The sequence below is a fragment of the Xenorhabdus yunnanensis genome (genome assembly GCF_028598805.1).
GTDB classification, from domain to species: domain Bacteria; phylum Pseudomonadota; class Gammaproteobacteria; order Enterobacterales; family Enterobacteriaceae; genus Xenorhabdus; species Xenorhabdus yunnanensis.
Genome location: NZ_JAQRFI010000044.1, coordinates 1 through 14,385, shown reverse-complemented (window position 1 = coordinate 14,385; position 14,385 = coordinate 1). Strand labels below are relative to the sequence as shown.

Below are 14,385 nucleotides of genomic sequence, written 5' to 3'. Positions count from 1 at the left end.
GTGCCGTTTGAAGATAAATATATCCCCTGTTTACAACGGGTCTGTTCATAATAGGCTATTTTTGCCCATCCCCCGATAGGGTTCAAAGTTACTTTTCAAGCCCTTCCACTGTTTATGACTTTAATCTGTAAATAATGTCGTCAGGTCAACCGACTTGACGAATTCACCAACGCTAAATGTTGTCGCTATGTCATTAAACTCAAATCGACCGTAGAAATTAATGTGTTGCCACGCCACTGGCGATATTTTACCCAGCTGTCCCATCTCAAATAAACCGTCAGGATCACCTCTCTCAAGCAAACTGGACAAGAGTTCTGCGTTGAAATAAATAACTGCATTGGCTATGAGTCGGGTACATTCGTGGATAATATGTTGTTCATTTTCACTTTTTACATTCATTTTGCCCCCGTTGACATGCGCTATCGCTTTTTTCAATCGGTGGTAAGCTTCACCACGGTTTAATGCTTTGGCAACGTATTCGCAGGGATTTATTATCAATATAGTCGAGCATATAGATGCTTCTTATAATATTATCCAGCTCCCACAACGCTTTTTTTGTTTTATTTTGTCGGGCATAAGAGCTTAATTTCCTAACAATGGATGATTGCGTCGTTTCCTTCTGACCAAGAGAAGCCATTATATGTTGAATATTTGGTCACTCTTCGATAATCCGTTCTTCATTCACTTTACGAATAGGCTTAATAAGGAACTCTTCACTGTATTTCCCTGGCGGCTCAAACCCAATGATACCCTCTGTTTTTGTTGGAAAATTTTTATAACGTGGGGCAAACTGATAGCCAAACGCGTATAAAATCCAAAAGTTAACCTGATTAGTGCCGTGGGTATCTACAGAGTGGCGATCGGGATCTATCTCTGTCGTATTATTGTAAAGGAGGTCGAACACAAAATAACTCTCGTGCTCGTGGGTGCCTATTACTTTTGCATTGATTGGCACATGATTACCGACCAGAGTTAACGCTGAAATTCCTTTTTTAAGACCGAAGTATTTTGATGCATATCTTGCGTTGGCTGTATTTCTTTGGCTCTCAAACCGTTGCCCATCACTGCTGGAGTGGATCACATCCGACTCAATATCGTAGTGTCGGAAAATAGATAATTTGGCGGTCGCATTAGCGACAATATCATTGGACTCCTTTAACGTTTCCAGTCGGAAGAAGTTTTGATATGTCATTTGTAGCACCTGATGACTTATGTCAGAAATCTCGCCCATCCTGCCCAGGCTCATATTGGTGCCAAGGGCAATAATACAGGCAATAAGTGACTTTTTATCCTGGTTGCCTTTAGTATATCTGCCTAAAACATGATTGAAACCCGCTAAAAATCCTGTCTTTTTGTCCACATAGCTTAATAAATTAGCGATGCTGATCGTTGACACAAGATGATAAAAACGATGATTATCTTCGTCTTCTTCCTTTTTATAAGGCAGAGTCCAGTTAACGGTACGACCTTTACGGTAATTGTTAAATTTAACGTCCTTATTTTTTCGGCTGATTATCCTTTGATTTACATGTTGTAGTTTTTCTTCAAGCTCATCTTTAAGTTCTTGCAAAGTTTGGGATATTGGTCTCTGTAATACGGGCAGATCTAGGTCATTCAGGACACTTTGTTTGTCGGCTTTCCACCTGTTCATGGGAATTAAGTCGTCTGTAAAACTTCGATATTTAGTGGTGTTCTGGTTAAAAATGTCCCCTGATTCAAAGGCTGTTTTAAGCATTCTGTATACGGCAAATTCATATCGATCAGGAATGAGTTGAGGTGATTTTGCCCGGCTGTAAAGGTATTCAGAATCTCTGAAAGATGCACATAGTTGGTTGGCTATTGATAGCTACCCTGATTACGATAACTAATTACCCATTAGAAGTGGTCGTTTAAACGTTGGCGGTTATTGCAGCTACCTGCCACTACTCCATATATTATGTATTTGATAGATAGGTGCCATACAACATTATTACTGTGAGAAGTTAAATGCAGGCGCTTTCGCTGTGAATCCTTCATCGCTCTCAAATGCTATTTCTCCCTTAGACCTCACTGTTGTTTTTCCACCCACATTAAGAAAGAAATCCCCTGTAGCATTGTGGAATACATCACCCGCTTCATTCATCCCTATACACGATCCGCTTGCCATGTTAGTAATAGATATGCCGCCACCAGCGGTATGAATGACAAGTAAGTTATTACGTTTATACACAAAATCTTCAGGCGGTGATAAAGCAGGTAAGGGAGGGGCACCTTCGATTGCTGGTGGCTCATATGTACCACTCTGACCGGATGCTTCCGGTGCGACGTTCGGTATTCCATTAGGAGCATCTTGCGCTGCTCCGGTAATCATTGGGTAACGACTATCACCCCCATAAGGGAATTCTACCCACACAAGATCCCCTTTCAATGTTGGGGTAAATGCGCCACCTATTGACAATCGATATTCAGCCCACGGCAAAGTATCATCTGGAACACCACCCCATAGCGATAGCAGTCTCACTTTTGCTCTCATTAGCCCTGCTGGATGCTTCGTATCAACAATGACTGCACGATGACTACCATAAATGACATTACTCACTTGGAATCCCCAAAATCATTCTTGTACTGTATGCAATGCGCTCTTCAAATTGAGTAACACGCTCCACAATCATTTTCTTTGGTACAGATTCGTCAATGCGGTTATCAGGATCATAGCGATGAATAATAACCTGTATGACTGTTCCAGCCTGAATAGCGGGATTTCCTGAACATTCTACATCCAATTTTGGAATAAGAACGCGGCCCATGTTTTGTAGTATTCCTAATTCTGAATCAGATACCACTCGTACTGGCAGTGAAGCATCACCGGATGAACGATATCCATCAGTCATGGAGTAACCAACATAGCGATGCTGTTTTGATGCCGTAACCGCAAAATCTGAATTAATGTTTCTCATTTTTGTGATGAGATACTGATAATTAGCGTTAGGATTGTTGTATTCGTATGTGAAGGCTGGCTTTGTTTTGATAAGATCAATCATAGATTTTACGTTAATATTTCCTCTGGCAATCCATGCCAGTGCGCCGTAATCTTTCGCAATCTGCCGAATCAGTGTGGCTGGTTTTTGCCCCATATTTAAATGGTATGTTCCAATACGGTTAAATGGATCAACAATCTGGTTTAGCCCTTGCGCTAACGTACTAATTATTTTCCTTGGTTCAGCGTCCACAAAAAAACGTGGTGCTCCCGTAGGAATAAGGAGAGTACGCATTGCCATTGAAATAGCTGTGATAGTCACGGTATCCATATTGAGTGGGGCAGACACAGTGTAGAAAGTTTCTTTAAATAAAGCCTTTTCGCCTTCTGGATCACCAAGAGTGGCCACAATTATCGCTCCCTCTTTTACCCCCATATTATCCAGTACGTAGCCAGTCATATCACGCACGTTTAATAGCAAAATTGGGGCTTCTAATTTGGCGATTTCTATATATGCCACTGAGGTGACGGATTCCCTTGGTAATATCGCGCCATTAATCTCAATAGACTGTAAGAAATATTGATTCATCACTACCTACCTTTACGCATAGTCCTTGATGCTGTTACCACGGTTTTCTCAATCTGTGGGACAACTGCGTGTGCCATAATAATATCTGCTTGCACTCCTATACTGGCCTTTGCGCCAAAAATACGATCTTCCATTACAGGCAATGACACATCAGAAAAAGAAATTTCCCTGGCATTGTTGAAAGCACATTCAATGTTCACATCTGCATTGGAGATCTTTACTAATGCCGGGAAGCCGGTTGAAATCATACTAGCAAAATGAACCGCAATAGCATTACACAGTAGAGATAACGGCTCTTTCTCTGCGGATAATACGAAAATATCATAAACGAGATTGACGGGATGTGCGTCTAATACAGCGATAATCGTCTCGTCTTCAAAAATTTCGCCATATCTATCCCGTTTAATCTGCCTATCATTTGGCATAACATCGTAGTCAATCGTTCTGGAAAGATTAATAACAGGCAGTGCATCAAGATTTGCATATTTGTTGTCTGATTGGCTTTTTCTACCGGCTTTTGCTTGCCGCATTGTTCTAATGAAATCTTTTATGTCTTCGAAACGGCCAAGCAGCAATTGATCGCTAGGTGGGCGATTGATGAACTCGACGAATCCTTGGTTGTGCTTGTCCCTGTGATTAATTTTGAGTCCATTTAGACTTGATGCAATGTGATTGCCAACAGCAATATCAATACCGCGAAATCCGCTGACTTCTCTTTCTCCTAGTGGATTCAGCTTCAGCGACTTAATTCGCATTAAAACATCGTTGTCTTCATCTTTGCTCATTGTCTGTACCTAATGCTGACTGGTTAAAATTTCTAGCGGGTATGCAGTAATAGAGCGAACCTACCGAAGCAGTACCATATGTGAAGATCCTTAACACATACCAGAATCGCCGGGCTAAACGTTTATCGGATAATTCTTCGTTCCATTCGAATATTGAACCGATGGGCACACTTGTAGTTGCTGCTCTGATAACCAAAAAATCCTCAGAACCACCATCTTGATCACCGTCAGAATCAACGGCATTAAATGATTCCCGTTCATCAGGGCAATCTAAGACAATAACCCGTTGAGGATCAGTGTATGAAAGTTCTTGTTGATTATTATTGAACTCAGTAAAAATCGGTATCTCAAGCCCATCATCATTAATTTTTGTTGGCACATCATCCACTGGTCGATATAACAACGCATCATAACTATTCGAGTCCTCTTCAACCATTTTTATCCAGTCTTGGCGAACGAGATCATTTAGGGGAGAATGACCTTTGAATCTGGGTTTCAGATCCAAATCTTGCGCCCTGGCGAATAGGTGTTGTGGCAGAACGGCTCGTTCTGGTGTTTCCTGATTTTCTTTTAGAATCTCGGTTGTTGGTGAGGATTGCACATCATCTAAATCCACCAGCTCTGCATTTTGTACTGGTATGTTAATTGTTGGCTGTATCTGAGATGACTCCATTCCAGTTATTTCACTGTCTGGAATATTATGTAGCCATTCGTCGTAGCGGCTCATCGGTTCCCCTTAGTTTGTTTTTTTATATACTCGCTGAAGGCATCTTCAGCTTGTTCCTTATTCTGTCCTGACATAATTAGCGCATCGATGAATGACTGTTTTTTCATATTGAAAGCATCTTTTAATTGCTGTTTTAGTAGTTGTTCCTGTGCTTTCATTTGATTGAGCTGTTCTTGTTTCTTTTGCAGTTTCAAACGTTGTGAATCGGTCAATTTTTTTGCTCTTTTTAACTGTGAACGTAAAGAGTCAAGTTTCTTCGGGTCTTGGTCCAATTTCTTTTCAAGCGCGTCCATGCGTTTCTGATAGCGCTGGTACTCCTTTTTTATCGCGCTATGATTGGTTTTGTTTTTCCGGTTTTTGTTGAGTTGCTTTAGCTGATCTTTACCAAAAAACTCAGTTGCCCGTTTCTTATCATCCCCAAAGCTGGTGGTCTGGGCATTTTTCTGCAACAGTCGGCCAACCTGTATTTGCCATGATCCAGCCTGCATTCTGGTCATCGTGTGAATTACGTGTTTACACGCAACACCTTTTAAGTTCGGGTTTCTAATTTTGGGATAGATGTATTCTTTAGGGGGGCTAATAGCGAAATTACCCGCTGTGGCGATATAGCGATACCAATATTTATGACGTCCACAATCACAATCGAATGACACACGCCCAGCACAAAGTTGGCGTACAACACGAGAAGTATTTTTTTCTTTTTCAGAAAGATCTTCCATCGCTATATCCCATTCCTCAAAGCGGATCTTAACGCGGTGGTGTTTATCTTCAGACCGTTCGGACGCAGTTACGCTAATAATTGCAACATTGTGTTCCATACCGATAAATGAGGCCGTTTTGATACCTGATCCATCATCAACAGCATTGTTTGCGCGCTTTACGTCAATATTGGCACAATTTGCTATCAATTGGATGTATGTAATTCCGGCGATTTTAGTATTGAATCCAGACCTAATTTTCTGGCGATTCTTTTCAAATCCCTTTAGATCTTCTTTTGTGAAGAGCGTGCCATCACGTTTCCTTCCCAGGGCTATAATGTCATCAAAAATTTTATTTTTTAAAAGAGAAGGGGTGAGAAGCCTACTCGTCTTGCGTCGGCGTTTGGCATGTTGGTCTTTGGCTATTTGGTTGAACAACCGGTTAAATTCTTTTGGCATTAAACCTGCAGTATCATATCGTCCTGTTTCTGCACGAGGAAAATCAGCCATTATGTACCTCTGGCGTATCAGCATAGTGTCTGACTCTATCGCGTATCCATGCGGCAGAAGGTAAAGACAGGTTATCTCCGATCGGTAATGGTTCTAATTCACTCTCATGACCAACCACGAGCTTTACTACCCAACGTAATACTGAGTTTTTATAAACCCGATACGCCACCAGATCGGCTCTAAATTCCTCATCTGGTTTAATGGTGTGTGAGATATTGCTGGCATGTCCATATAACTGAGATTGGGTGATAATCTCTCTATGTAGATATGAGCGAATAATAGGATCGGTAATGCAGCGATCATCAAGTCGTGAATATTCACTCATAGAATCACCGTATTTTTATCAATGCGTGTGCCGGTCAATGTAGATTTAGCCGCTTTCCTTTCTGTTTTCTCGTCATACGTACTAATAATGTTCAAAAACGAAGAGAAGAGGGAAGAGGGTTGCTCACTTACCGCAGATGATTGCATTGCTCTAATATACGTATCAGAGGCCACATTGTTGAACATGGTGCTATAAACAACGAGTAACATCAGTATATGTTCTGGTGTTAAAGATTCCCAATCAACACGATAGATAGGCTCTCCCGCTGGATTGAATTCAACATCGATGAGTGATTGAGAAATCTCATATAGATTTTTTCCCCTGGGGGGATAAATGATACTACCTTGTCGTTTCAATTCATTGTAACGCTCAACTGCAACAACAATTACCGGTCGCCCATCATAATGCTTATCACTGAGCCTAACGCTAACGGCCCCGATATGTTGAGCAATTTCGCCGCTGATTTCATCCACCAGCACTTTAAAACCCGCTTTAACCATTTTGGGGAGATCTTTTAATAGCTCGTCCAGCATAGTTTTTCGTTTTGGCGGAAGCATTTTTCTGTCTTCCAAAATCAAATCACCATCTTTAAAAACGGCACGCACCATAACAGGTTTTTTCATTGTGCTGATCACTGCAATTCTCTGAATCATATCTCTCCCAAAAGTAAAAAGACCGCACTAGGCGGCCTCTTAGCTTTCAGGTATCTGGTTTCGCGCTGATATCAAAGTTATGCAATTGTCGAAAAAGCTAACCTCACCTTCCAGAACCGCCTTTAAGCGGGAGCAATCGTAGCTCAACGATATAATATGTAGCAACAAAAACCATAAAAATTATTTAAAAAATAAAAACATTATTTAATTCTTTAATGCAATTTACATTATTAACAATAAATTCATTGGTTACGCATTCAATTTGTTGATCAGTCTCAAACATAGTATTCACACTCAATGAACGTTCCGATGATTTTGCCATGCGTTTAGGCATTCATCCAGAAACAATATTAGAGTTCGATGCTGTTTATGTGATAACTGAGGCCAGATTTGCTCGAAGCGTTCTTTTAATTCTGTATCTTCCACAGATTCGAGTGAAGAAACTTTATTCTTTTTTTCTTCATTAGGAAAGCAATCCATAAAAAACCAACCAACTGGAGTGTTTAATTCAAAAGAAATTGCAGCAATATGAGCCACATTAATTCTATTAGTCCCTCTTTCATATCTGGATAATTGTTGTTGAGATGTACCAATCCGTTTGGCTAAATCAGTTGCTGTCACCCTCAGTTCTTTTCGCCGTGCGAGGATACGTTGACCAACCCGTATATTAGCATTCTCAATTTGATAACCATTTGTATCTGATAATGATTTAATCATAAATTTCTCCGTAAAATAAAAGCTATATTTGGGATTTTTCTATTAATTTACTCTTATAAAGAGAAAACATAAATAGACTATAAAGCAAATATTTACTCTTTATATTTTTGAGGTGATAAAAACATAACAGTTGAATTATGAAAATATCCCATGAATAAATAGTTGGTCATGTGTCAAATTTATTGTTGTTTGTTATTCCTCATATTTAATTGATATGATTTTATTAGTTGTGATACCTATAACAAATTAGCCAATTTTAAATAAACTAAGACCAATCAATCAGGAATCTTCCCCATGATCAAGCAAGTCCCTGTAGTTATCTGCCGTACACACCCCAACGCAATTATCCCTGTATATCGCACTGAAGGTGCAGCAGGATTCGATCTGGCAGCGGTAGAGTATAATTTATACACTGCTATTGATAATGGGGTATCTCATCTAGCCTACATTATTCGAACGGGGATAAAAGTTGCGATACCTTCGGGGTATTGTATGAAAATTTACGCAACTACAGATATGGGATGTGAATACCATGCTCGCCCTGCCGAGTGTGTCAGTATTATCGATTCTGATTACCGCGATGAGATCATCATTAAGCTGGTGGTGGAATCTGGTGCTAAGCCATTTAAAATCATAGATGGTATGTTCATAGCTCAAGGCGTAATTGAAGAAGTTACAAAGGCATCGTTTGATGAAATCTCAGAGGATAAATTCACTGAACTGAAAACAGCAAACGCTGAAACAAGTTCAGCAGAGAAAAGTAAAACTGAAAAATCCAAAGTTGAGAAATAAGAGCCATTATGACCGATTATATCATTGCTGATAACTTTATCCTTACTCGTAGTAAAGAAGGGAACTACTCAGCATTCGATCTCAACATAGCAACAGCATTACTAGCGGGTTCTCAGCTCGAAAGTATGACCGATGAAGGTCATGCCATGATGAGAGTTTCCAATGGCTTCAATTGGATTATAGCGAAAACCGACGATTTGGAGCATATAGAGGAATTCGAGAAGCAGCATGACTGTCATTGTTACCACCCCATGACTAACGAGCTATTTATACGTTTCATCATGCGAAATTACCCAATGACTATTGATCCTATTGTTACTATAAATGGAACCCTGGTTGGACAGTGGCGCGCTACATCAAATGGGACATCAACCGGTATCAATGTAACCACGGCATTCAAACAGAAGCTACCTGAATCCTGTGTTACCCAATCTGACAGTATCAAAGAAGCCATCGTACATAACGGATTAATGCAAGCAGGGATTGGCCGCATTGCATATATGTATTTTCAAAACGATCTGGTTACATATGATTTGGTTTTTATTTCTCCACAAACAGCAGGAGTTGTCAAAAAAGATCCGTCTCTTTGGTCTTACTGTGTTCGTGTGGAAGAGCTTGATAAATACGCAGTAATTGGCGCACCAGAAGAAGAGAAATCGTTAGCCGCTGAGCAAGCCATGTTAAAGCTGGTGGCTCAAGTTGCTGAATATAAGCGTAATAGGGAAAAAACATTAGCATAATAAGATGACAGCAAGTTTTTTATCATCGCAGTGCGTTGTAGGCAATAAGAATCAAAGCTGTTACCTTAGTTTTTATTCAACAAAACACCCTGTTTCAGTTGGATTTGTGCTTAGAAGGTCGGTGTGTAAGCACCAGCCTTTCTTATTGAAGTCAAACTTCTTCAGTATCCTTATAGGATCGCCTCAGAAAACGGAATTTAGTTTTAGCATTCGGCCAAACGCCTATAAACCCTCTTAGATAAAAAAACGACCGTCACAAGTAACGGTCAAAGCCTTGTATTAATCTCAATTTTATAATTTAATTTTATCTAAATAAGTTTGCTTTGTTAATGCAATTACGTCTAGTAATGAAGGATCTAAGTACCCTAATTTTTCAAAAAATTTTATTGCATGATCCCGCATCGCAATTAAAAATTCATTTTTATCGATAGAAGTTTTAACCTCTGTACAGAAAGGACAACGAACACTTACACTCACTCTTTTATGCCCTTTTAACGGAATGAATTTCACATTTATTGGTTGATCAGGGAAAGTACTTTCAAATTCTTTATTTTCATAGACTAATGATAACCCCTCCGAGAAATAACCCCAAAGTTGATCTATGTAATCCCACATGGATTTATCAATAAGAGGTTTCCCATTAATAGTTAATTCCAATGCACCTTCTAAATAAAAAGGATCTTTTATATTACCTTCATATTGAAAAAAATCAATAAACTCATCTCCAATTTTAATATACGAATTGATACTTATATTTATGTTTGTCATTTTTACTTTGATCCTAGTCTAAGTCTAACTTCGGATAAAACTGGCCTATTCTTCCGCGTTTGAATCCTACAGTATACCAATGCCCTTTGTATTTGCCGTTAATTTTGAAGAAAAAAATCCCTTTTTTTATTAAAACAGCCCTGTTTTTCTGCATTATACTCTCAATGGCGTTAACAATCTCGTTTACTGTCATTTCACTAGAAAAAAAACTTTGTGTCTTTTTAATTGAGCCATTCCAGAAACAAGGGTGATGCCGTTCAAGGATATGTTTCATTCCTTTTCTATCTAATTTAAACGTTTGATTTCCAAAATGATAAACTTTCCCTTGAAATGATCTGAGTTGATTAACAACACGGTGTTTACACGCTTTCTTATCGGGAACGTCCATTGAATTTGCATGAGACAGCGAACCGAATGCGACACAAAAGATCGTCAGAATGATTACGAATAATTTTTTCATCATTGTTTCCTATTTTACAATAAAAATTAGTCATGTCGCTTTGACATGAGGTATTTGGCATTGCACGGTAATTTCGAATATACGAATGCGCAGATGTGAAATTGGAAACTACAGCATTAAGTTAAATAGAGGAAATAGTTTTTTTAGATTAATTTTCAAATAACTGTCTGAATTTAATTTATAATAAATTAATGATTCACTGGATTATAAATACAAGCATTCTGATTTATAATAATTTTAATTTGATTTAATAAATTAATCAGGTCATTGATAGGAAATAAAATGCCTATAATGAAATGTTACACGAAACCTAAATAACATTCCAAAATAGTGCTACACCTTGTACAATGTAAGCCATTTATATTCAAATGATTGAAGGCACTATATGTAGCAGTATTATGAAATCCTATTTAAATTGATGTGATTATTTGCGGTAATTGGAGCAACTGAAATTAAGATGCCATATCATTCCTTTCGGTATCGGCTCGCCGCGATAACCCAGCCAAAGAAATTCCTGTTTTACGTACCGCAACCAGAATATCGGCGGGATGCCAATCAAGTTTCATATTTTCGCCCTTATTTTTGCGTTGTTCGTCAATTCACCCACTAAATATAGCCCGTAAAATGATGATGATTACTGCTCGATTAGGGTAAACACCAATAAAACGTATCATGATATGTTGATTTATGTTTTTAAAAGTTGACATAGTACATACGAGAATTAATATCGATGTTACAAGAGAGTTGATCGTATGATGGGATGAACTACAAAATCTTTAGCGCTGAAAAAAATGCGTTCTGGCGGCAAGACCAGTACGGTTATACCGATGAACCTAATGCGGGATTTTGGAATCTCTCCGAAATCGACAAAATGACATTGGATGATGAGCAACTTCTGGTGCCTTATGAACCATCAGAATCAGAATCAGAATTGAGGCCATCCGCGTTTTCCATGAAAGTGAGTCAACTTCTTGCTCATCTGCAAAACGACAAAGAACGTGATTAGGCTCATTACTTAATCTCTTTTGGCCGAATCCCCCGCCGCTTGTGACGGTGTTCTTCATTTCTCTGTGCTTTTTTCCTAATGAAAAGAGGTGAATTTAAATGCAACATCCAGAAACAAAACAGCAAGCATGCTGGAGCTGTCATTCTACTGATCTTGACCACATAGATACGATTGATGAAGAAGAAGAAATTGGCCCCCCTGATTCCGGTTGTTTTCGTGCAATGCTCACAATGGTTTTCAAATGTAATTCCTGTGGTAAATTATCCTATATTGTCGAATACGAGGACGAATCATAAATTTGGGGGGAGAATGTGTTTTGATACTGAATTGTTAGCGGTTATCACCGCTATTCGATTATTATCCCTATTCGTTGGAATACCTAATAATAAGCGGTGATCTTACCTTTAACATCGAAATATTTAATACTGCTATAAAGTTTTCTCTCATTTATTTCATGCCTTTTAAGGCAAGGCCGCATTACGCGGCCCGATATGAATTAATTAATCTCAATCCAAAATTAATTGTGTTGATCTACAACCATAAAGCGCGGCTAATTTTTCCAATGTTGCTTGTCGGGGACGTTCTGATTTTTCAAACTGAGAGATCGCGGCTTGTGTTATTCCCAGTTTTTCAGCTACTTCTGTCTGTGATATACCTCGATACATACGCCATGCAGCATGAAGGGTAATTCCTTCATCAACCATAATGCTAATTACTTCATGGGGAATAGTTTCATCATCATTAGAGCCTTTGATGTAAGGAATGCTGACGTAATCTTCATCACAATCCACCGCTGCAAGCAAGCGTTCATACTCCTCAATAGGAAGCACTACAGCCTGCTTGTTGCCGTTCTCATCTGTAATAAACTGGATACCAGCCATATTATCTCCAATAGTGTGTTGACCATTACATTTATAGAGGAAAAAGCTGGCGGGTATTCCCCGCCATGCCAGTCAATATGTATTTGTTTGTCTTCGCTTAACTTCCTGTACTTCTAAAATTTTCGGTTCTTTACCAGAAAGCTCAAAAAGGATTCTGTAGTCACCTATTCTCAACCTATATCTGGCTTCTGTTCCCGTTAATTTTTTGATATCCAAATCCACAAGAGGGAAACCACTAAGCAAACTAACTTTGTTTTTTATCACTTTCTGGTATCTCGTGTCGATCCTGATCAACTGCTTAGTTGCTGCTTTAGACCAAACCACTTTGACCATCAATTTCCCCTATTTTTAAAGAGCATCTCCGTTTTCAGGATGTTTTAATTATAAGGCTTGAGACTTATATCTGTCAACAAATACTTATATTAATATAAGTATTTGTATAATAATATGGTGATGACGCGTAAATTCGAATTTGAGCTAATATAACTTGGAGAGAGCATAAAAATCTGCTGAACAGTGGGGATCAATCCCCATCTTTATCACAAATCTCTTTTGCCAACTGCGTGCCATAGGGAGTCAGATCGACAGCGAGGCGGGCTGTTTTAGGGTTGCGATATTGATTCAATATACCTCTCTCAACAAGGGTATGGCAGGAGGTACGGTAATTACTGGCAGCTATGGTGTGTTGAGTATTTTTTGCAACCATTTTGAATAGCGCCGTCGTGGGCACAGGCAAATGATTTATGCCTTCTCGCACGTTGAGCCAATAGAGTATTTTAAGTGTTTTTCTCTGAATGTCAGATATACGGCGGGAAGTCATTATAAATCCTTATTCATATCAGGCATGAATAAGGATAATATCAAAAATGATATCAGAACGGATAGCTTTAATTTTTTTCAGGGGGTTGCAGGGGAGAATGAGGTGATTCACTCCACTTTTCAGCCACGGAACACAATATTTCCTGATTCGAGTTGCGAAGATTTTCACAACCTTTTGCTATATATTCAAAGCAATGATGCACATGCGCCATGTGAGAAGCTATGTTTTTTGCAGATTCATTTGCTAGGTGACGAGCAACCAGTTGAAACATATAATGAATATGCTCAGTCACCTCAAGTTTATCATTTTCATCAGGGACATATTTTCCTGATTTCATCGCACCTAAATCCATCCAGCCTGCGGTCATCCAGTAAACACATATAACTGATACATCCTCCCGACAATTTTTATATGAATCAACAATACCTGTGACTTTTTCAACTAGCGTGTTGTAGGAGTCCGTTTGCCACGGCAATGCACTCAAAGTGTCTGTGATTGCCTCTTCATAATCATAAGCATCAAGTAGTTTATTATCGTTCATATATTCCTCTTCATGTAAAAGGCAAAAGTTATAAAAAACCCCCTGTTTCAGGGGGGTAAATTCATGTAATCGTAGGCATATAGTTATTATAGTTGCTATTTGTTATTATTGTTTACGTTACTAACTGGTGCTGTCATAAATAATTTTTTTAAATTTAGAAAGATAGTCTCTTCATTAATAATTTATATCGCTCATATATTCATCTTCATATAAAAGACAAACTCATAAAACTCCCTCTGAGAGCAGAGGGGAATATCGGTGGGATATAATTATTATTTTTATTGTTATAATCGCTAATAGTGATTATTTTTATTATGGCTTTAGCCAGTTTAAGTAGCGTCAGCTTCTTAAACATAAAACCCCCCGCTATGCGGGTGGAGGCCAAGGGTTATACCAAGAAAAACACCTTTCCGTTAC

At 38.8% G+C, this 14,385-nt stretch carries 19 protein-coding genes and 1 pseudogene; 4 read left to right on the top strand and 16 right to left on the bottom strand.

Features of this window, described 5'->3' with window-relative positions:
• Window positions 1–120 precede the first annotated feature (120 nt).
• The 9 genes and pseudogenes from PSI23_RS15950 to PSI23_RS15910 form a co-directional block, all read right to left on the bottom strand.
• Window positions 121–1,651 (bottom strand): annotated as a pseudogene (locus PSI23_RS15950) (Tn3 family transposase).
• Window positions 1,652–1,969: 318 nt separating this feature from the next.
• Complete coding sequence (locus PSI23_RS15945; protein WP_273556013.1) at window positions 1,970–2,578, bottom strand: baseplate protein; 609 nt, start codon at window positions 2,576–2,578, stop codon at window positions 1,970–1,972.
• Window positions 2,571–3,545, bottom strand: coding sequence for a tail length tape measure protein (locus tag PSI23_RS15940; protein ID WP_273556012.1), 975 nt, complete (start codon window positions 3,543–3,545; stop codon window positions 2,571–2,573). Before PSI23_RS15940 ends, PSI23_RS15945 begins: the two co-directional genes overlap by 8 nt.
• Window positions 3,546–3,547: 2 nt before the next feature.
• Complete coding sequence (locus PSI23_RS15935; protein ID WP_273556011.1) at window positions 3,548–4,330, bottom strand: hypothetical protein; 783 nt, start codon at window positions 4,328–4,330, stop codon at window positions 3,548–3,550.
• Window positions 4,317–5,057, bottom strand: a complete 741-nt coding sequence (locus PSI23_RS15930; protein WP_273556010.1) for a phage tail protein — start codon at window positions 5,055–5,057, stop codon at window positions 4,317–4,319. Before PSI23_RS15930 ends, PSI23_RS15935 begins: the two co-directional genes overlap by 14 nt.
• Window positions 5,054–6,265 carry a phage tail protein gene (locus PSI23_RS15925; protein ID WP_273556009.1) on the bottom strand — a complete coding sequence of 404 codons (1,212 nt, stop codon included), beginning with the start codon at window positions 6,263–6,265 and terminating at the stop codon, window positions 5,054–5,056. The genes PSI23_RS15930 and PSI23_RS15925 overlap by 4 nt, the downstream gene beginning before the upstream one ends.
• Window positions 6,258–6,590 carry a baseplate protein gene (locus tag PSI23_RS15920; RefSeq protein WP_273556008.1) on the bottom strand — a complete coding sequence of 111 codons (333 nt, stop codon included), beginning with the start codon at window positions 6,588–6,590 and terminating at the stop codon, window positions 6,258–6,260. Before PSI23_RS15920 ends, PSI23_RS15925 begins: the two co-directional genes overlap by 8 nt.
• Window positions 6,587–7,243, bottom strand: coding sequence for a maturation control protein (locus tag PSI23_RS15915; RefSeq protein ID WP_273556007.1), 657 nt, complete (start codon window positions 7,241–7,243; stop codon window positions 6,587–6,589). The genes PSI23_RS15920 and PSI23_RS15915 overlap by 4 nt, the downstream gene beginning before the upstream one ends.
• A gap of 294 nt (window positions 7,244–7,537) precedes the next feature.
• Window positions 7,538–7,960, bottom strand: coding sequence for a helix-turn-helix domain-containing protein (locus tag PSI23_RS15910; protein WP_273556006.1), 423 nt, complete (start codon window positions 7,958–7,960; stop codon window positions 7,538–7,540).
• A 294-nt stretch (window positions 7,961–8,254) separates the two neighbouring features.
• Between PSI23_RS15910 and PSI23_RS15905 the strand changes: the two genes are divergently transcribed.
• Window positions 8,255–8,752, top strand: coding sequence for a dUTP diphosphatase (locus PSI23_RS15905; protein WP_273556005.1), 498 nt, complete (start codon window positions 8,255–8,257; stop codon window positions 8,750–8,752).
• A gap of 8 nt (window positions 8,753–8,760) precedes the next feature.
• Window positions 8,761–9,492, top strand: a complete 732-nt coding sequence (locus tag PSI23_RS15900) for a hypothetical protein (protein WP_273556004.1) — start codon at window positions 8,761–8,763, stop codon at window positions 9,490–9,492.
• A gap of 291 nt (window positions 9,493–9,783) precedes the next feature.
• On the opposite strand, the gene PSI23_RS15895 is transcribed toward PSI23_RS15900, so the two are convergent.
• From PSI23_RS15895 to PSI23_RS15885, 3 genes are all read right to left on the bottom strand, one after another.
• Entirely contained in the window at window positions 9,784–10,260 is a 477-nt protein-coding gene (locus PSI23_RS15895; RefSeq protein ID WP_273556003.1) for a hypothetical protein, read from the bottom strand.
• Between the two features lie 13 nt (window positions 10,261–10,273).
• Entirely contained in the window at window positions 10,274–10,723 is a 450-nt protein-coding gene (locus PSI23_RS15890) for an EndoU domain-containing protein (RefSeq protein WP_273556002.1), read from the bottom strand.
• A 449-nt stretch (window positions 10,724–11,172) separates the two neighbouring features.
• The gene (locus PSI23_RS15885; protein ID WP_273556001.1) at window positions 11,173–11,286 is read right to left on the bottom strand and encodes a helix-turn-helix domain-containing protein; all 114 of its coding nucleotides are present in this window, start codon (window positions 11,284–11,286) and stop codon (window positions 11,173–11,175) included.
• 194 nt (window positions 11,287–11,480) lie between these two features.
• Between PSI23_RS15885 and PSI23_RS15880 the strand changes: the two genes are divergently transcribed.
• Both PSI23_RS15880 and PSI23_RS15875 read left to right on the top strand, forming a co-directional pair.
• Window positions 11,481–11,726, top strand: coding sequence for a hypothetical protein (locus PSI23_RS15880; RefSeq protein ID WP_273556000.1), 246 nt, complete (start codon window positions 11,481–11,483; stop codon window positions 11,724–11,726).
• Between the two features lie 98 nt (window positions 11,727–11,824).
• Window positions 11,825–12,022: a hypothetical protein gene (locus PSI23_RS15875; RefSeq protein WP_273555999.1), complete on the top strand. Its 198-nt coding sequence runs from the start codon at window positions 11,825–11,827 to the stop codon at window positions 12,020–12,022.
• 210 nt (window positions 12,023–12,232) lie between these two features.
• Here the strand turns inward: PSI23_RS15875 and PSI23_RS15870 are convergent, their stop codons facing one another.
• From PSI23_RS15870 to PSI23_RS15855, 4 genes are all read right to left on the bottom strand, one after another.
• Window positions 12,233–12,607, bottom strand: coding sequence for a helix-turn-helix domain-containing protein (locus tag PSI23_RS15870; RefSeq protein ID WP_273555998.1), 375 nt, complete (start codon window positions 12,605–12,607; stop codon window positions 12,233–12,235).
• 72 nt (window positions 12,608–12,679) lie between these two features.
• A complete protein-coding gene (locus PSI23_RS15865) occupies window positions 12,680–12,940 on the bottom strand; it encodes a type II toxin-antitoxin system RelE family toxin (RefSeq protein ID WP_273555997.1) in 261 nt (86 codons plus the stop codon).
• 190 nt (window positions 12,941–13,130) lie between these two features.
• On the bottom strand, window positions 13,131–13,427 hold the full coding sequence (locus PSI23_RS15860) for a chromosome segregation protein ParM (RefSeq protein ID WP_273555996.1): 297 nt from the start codon (window positions 13,425–13,427) through the stop codon (window positions 13,131–13,133).
• 67 nt (window positions 13,428–13,494) lie between these two features.
• Complete coding sequence (locus PSI23_RS15855; RefSeq protein ID WP_273555995.1) at window positions 13,495–13,968, bottom strand: hypothetical protein; 474 nt, start codon at window positions 13,966–13,968, stop codon at window positions 13,495–13,497.
• Between the last annotated feature and the right edge of the window lie 417 nt (window positions 13,969–14,385).